At 73.9% G+C, this 3,021-nt stretch carries 3 protein-coding genes and 1 pseudogene; all 4 read right to left on the bottom strand.

Annotated features, from left to right (window positions below):
* Positions 1 to 435: hypothetical protein (locus B1205_RS03490; protein ID WP_254909677.1), on the bottom strand; the 435-nt coding region annotated here is incomplete at its 3' end.
* Positions 432 to 1,838, bottom strand: coding sequence for a selenium-binding family protein (locus B1205_RS03485; protein ID WP_089154259.1), 1,407 nt, complete (start codon positions 1,836 to 1,838; stop codon positions 432 to 434). The genes B1205_RS03490 and B1205_RS03485, both read right to left, overlap by 4 nt.
* 16 nt (positions 1,839 to 1,854) lie before the next feature.
* Positions 1,855 to 2,580 carry an ABC transporter ATP-binding protein gene (locus B1205_RS03480; protein ID WP_089154258.1) on the bottom strand — a complete coding sequence of 242 codons (726 nt, stop codon included), beginning with the start codon at positions 2,578 to 2,580 and terminating at the stop codon, positions 1,855 to 1,857.
* A pseudogene (locus tag B1205_RS30815) lies at positions 2,553 to 3,021 on the bottom strand (ABC transporter permease subunit); the annotation flags it as partial. The gene B1205_RS03480 and the pseudogene B1205_RS30815, both read right to left, overlap by 28 nt.

Genomic DNA, 3,021 nt, shown 5'->3' with positions numbered 1-3,021 from the left:
GGTCAGGTGCCCGGCGTGCGGTCCGCCGCCGGCCGCCGGCTCGGCCAGCAGCACCGGTAGCAGCATCAGTCCCGCGCCGTGCGCCGCGGACATCAGGAACGACCAGGCGGTGAGCTGGGCCGCCGACAGCCGCATCCCGGCCCAGCGGAAGTGCCGGTCCGACAGCAGCCGCCACAGCCCGAAGCCGACCAGCAGCACCCCGCCGGTCACCGCGACCGCCGTGCCGGTCACCACCGACCGGGTGGCGCTGACCAGCGCGGCGACCACCGCCACCGACGCCAGGTGGCCCACCGCGATCGGCGGCAGGGCGGCCAGCAGCGCGGCCCGGCGGCGCTCCTGGAGGCCCCGGGCCACCGAGAACAGCCAGCCCATCGCCGGGTTCAGGCCGTGGAACGCGCCGAGGCCGGCCAGCGCCGCCCAGGTCGCGCCGGTCACGGGAAGCAGTACGAGTCGGACGAGGCGTCGCCGCCCTGCAACCGGGTCTGGTGCACCCGCCGGCCACGGAACTCCTCCCCGCGCGGGAAGAAGCGCGGGTCCGGGACGAGCCCGCCGGTCTCCGGGTCGACGTCGAGCTTCGCCACCCAGGCGCCCACCCCGTCCGGATAGAACTGGTCGTCCCAGGCGCCGTAGAGCGAGTTGCTGACGTAGACGCGGCGGCCGTCGCGGCTGATCTCCACCATCTGCGGGCCGCCGGCCAGCGGCTCGTCGGGGTACGCCGGGTGCGGGGTGCGGTTGACGATGCCGCCGAGGCGCACCGAGCCGACCTTGACCGGGTGGAACGGGTCGGTCACGTCGTAGCGGATCAGCTCGCCGGTGCCCCAGCAGGAGACGTGCAGAAACTTGTCGTCCACCGACAGGTCGATGTCGGTGACCAGCGGCGGCACCGCCCCGAACGGCTTGAGCAGGTCGGGCAGGTCCGCCGGGTCGGCCGGCTCGGCCGGGATGTCGATCACCTTGGTCACCGCCCAGGCGTCGCCGTCGCGGTGCCACAGCCAGATCGAGGCGGAGAGGTCCTCGACGCTGATCACCACGCCGACGAAGCCGTACGACTTCGTCGGGTCGTGCGCGGGGCGCAGCTCCAGCGGCATCTGGTACGCATCGCCGAGGTCGACGCGCTGCACGTGCCGGCGCTTGGCGAGGTCCCAGAAGTGCAGCGCGTGCCCGTACTTGCGGCCCAGCAGCAGCTCGCCGACGATGCCGTCCTCGATCATCGACGGCGTGCCCCACTCGCTGGTGACCAGCACGTCCTGCGTGTAGTGCCACCAGAAGTCGTACGCGAGGAACTGCGGCCCCCGGTCGGCCTCCCACGCCCCGCGTACCTCGAACGTGGTGTGGTCGAGCACGGCGATGCCGCCCGGCCCCTCCTGCCCGTCCGCGCCGCCGAGGGCGGAGACGTAGATGCCGTCCGGTCCGCAGTGCACGGTGTGCGGGCGGGAGTAGCCGGCCCGCTTGCCCAGCTCCTCCGGGCCGATCACCTTGACCAGTTCGGGCCGGCGCGGGTCGGTCTTGGTGTCGAGTACGTGGATCCGCGACGAGCGCAGGCCGGGCACGATCAGGTAGCGGCGTTCGACGTGCGGGTGCGGCGCGGTCGGGCAGAGCGCGCTGCTGCACGCGTTCCAGCCGAAGTGGTGCAGCTCGTCGCCGGTGTGCGGCAGTTCGGTCCAGCCCACCACCCGGCCGTACGTGTCGGACTCCGGGTCGGTGTCCAGCACCGCGATGGCATCGGGTTGCTGGCCGGCGCGGTCGAACGCGGCGACGTACGCCAGCTTCTCCGCCGGCGCCTCGGCGGCCAGGGTGGGGGACGGGTAGAACGTCGGGTCGGGGGTCCAGCGGGTCATCGGTTCTCCCTGTCGGTCAGGAGGTGGGCACGCCGAGGCGGTCGAGCAGCCGGCGGCGCAGCGCGCCGAGGGCCGGGTCGTCGGGGCTCGGGGTGGGGCCGAGGTGGACCGGGGTCTCCTCCGCGATGATGCCACCGTCGAGCAGCAGGACGCGATCGGCGAGCAGCAATGCCTCCTCCACGTCGTGGGTGACCAGCAGCGCGGCGAAGCCGTGTTGGGCGCGCAGCCGGCGCAGCAGGCCCTGCATGCGCAGGCGGGTCAGCGCGTCCAGCGCGCCGAACGGCTCGTCGAGCAGGAGCAGGTCCGGTTCGCGGACCAGCGCGCGGGCCACCGCGACGCGTTGCGCCTGCCCGCCGGAGAGTTCGGCGGGCCAGGCCCGGCCCCGGTCGGCGAGCCCGACCTCGGCCAGCGCCCGGTCGACCCGACCGCCGACGTCCGGGCCGGTGAGCCCGAGCGCGACGTTGTCGGCCACCCGCTTCCAGGGCAGCAGCCGGTGCTCCTGGAACACCACGGCGGCGGTGCCGTGCACCGCGTGCCGGCCGCCGGCGTCGTCGTCGAGCCCGGCCAGCACCCGCAGCAGCGTGCTCTTGCCGGAGCCGCTGCCGCCCAGCAACGCCACCGTCTCGCCGGCGCCGATGGTCAGGTCGACGCCGGCCAGCACCACGTCGGGGCCGAACGATCTCGTCACCCCGCGTGCGGTGAGCACCGGCCCGATCAGGTCGCGCGCAGGCCGCGTCGCCATGTCAGCGTCCTCCTCTCCGCGTACCGCAGGGCCAGGTCGGAGGCGAGGCCCAGCAAGGCGTAGATGACCAGGCCGAGGACCACCACGTCGGTCTGGCTGAACTCGCGGGCCTCCATCATCAGGAAGCCGACGCCGGTCTGCGCGTTGACCTGCTCGCCGACGACCAGGCTGAGCCAGGCCGCGCCGATGGCCAGCCGCAGCCCGAGGAAGAGCGCGGGCAGCGCGCCGGGCAGCACCACGTGCCGCAGCCGGGCGGCCGGGCCGAGACCGCAGGTGCGGGCCGCCTCGACGAGCCGCTCGTCGATGTCGCGGATGCCGGCGTACGTGTTGAAGTAGATCGGGAAGAACGCGCCCAGCGCGACCAGCGTGATCTTCAGCGACTCGCCGATGCCGACCCAGATGATGAGCAACGGGACCAACCCCAGGTGCGGCAGCATCCGG

Origin of the sequence: Micromonospora sp. NBS 11-29, from assembly GCF_002140155.1 — a bacterium.
Taxonomy (GTDB): Bacteria; Actinomycetota; Actinomycetes; order Mycobacteriales; family Micromonosporaceae; genus Micromonospora.
This window is presented reverse-complemented; position numbering and strand designations above follow the sequence as displayed.

What these genes read in the sequence shown, in the direction of transcription:
- B1205_RS03485 (WP_089154259.1), bottom strand. Translation starts at nt 1,838, where the DNA reads ATGACCCGCTGGACCCCCGACCCGACGTTCTACCCGTCCCCCACCCTG.
- B1205_RS03480 (WP_089154258.1), bottom strand. Translation starts at nt 2,580, where the DNA reads ATGGCGACGCGGCCTGCGCGCGACCTGATCGGGCCGGTGCTCACCGCA.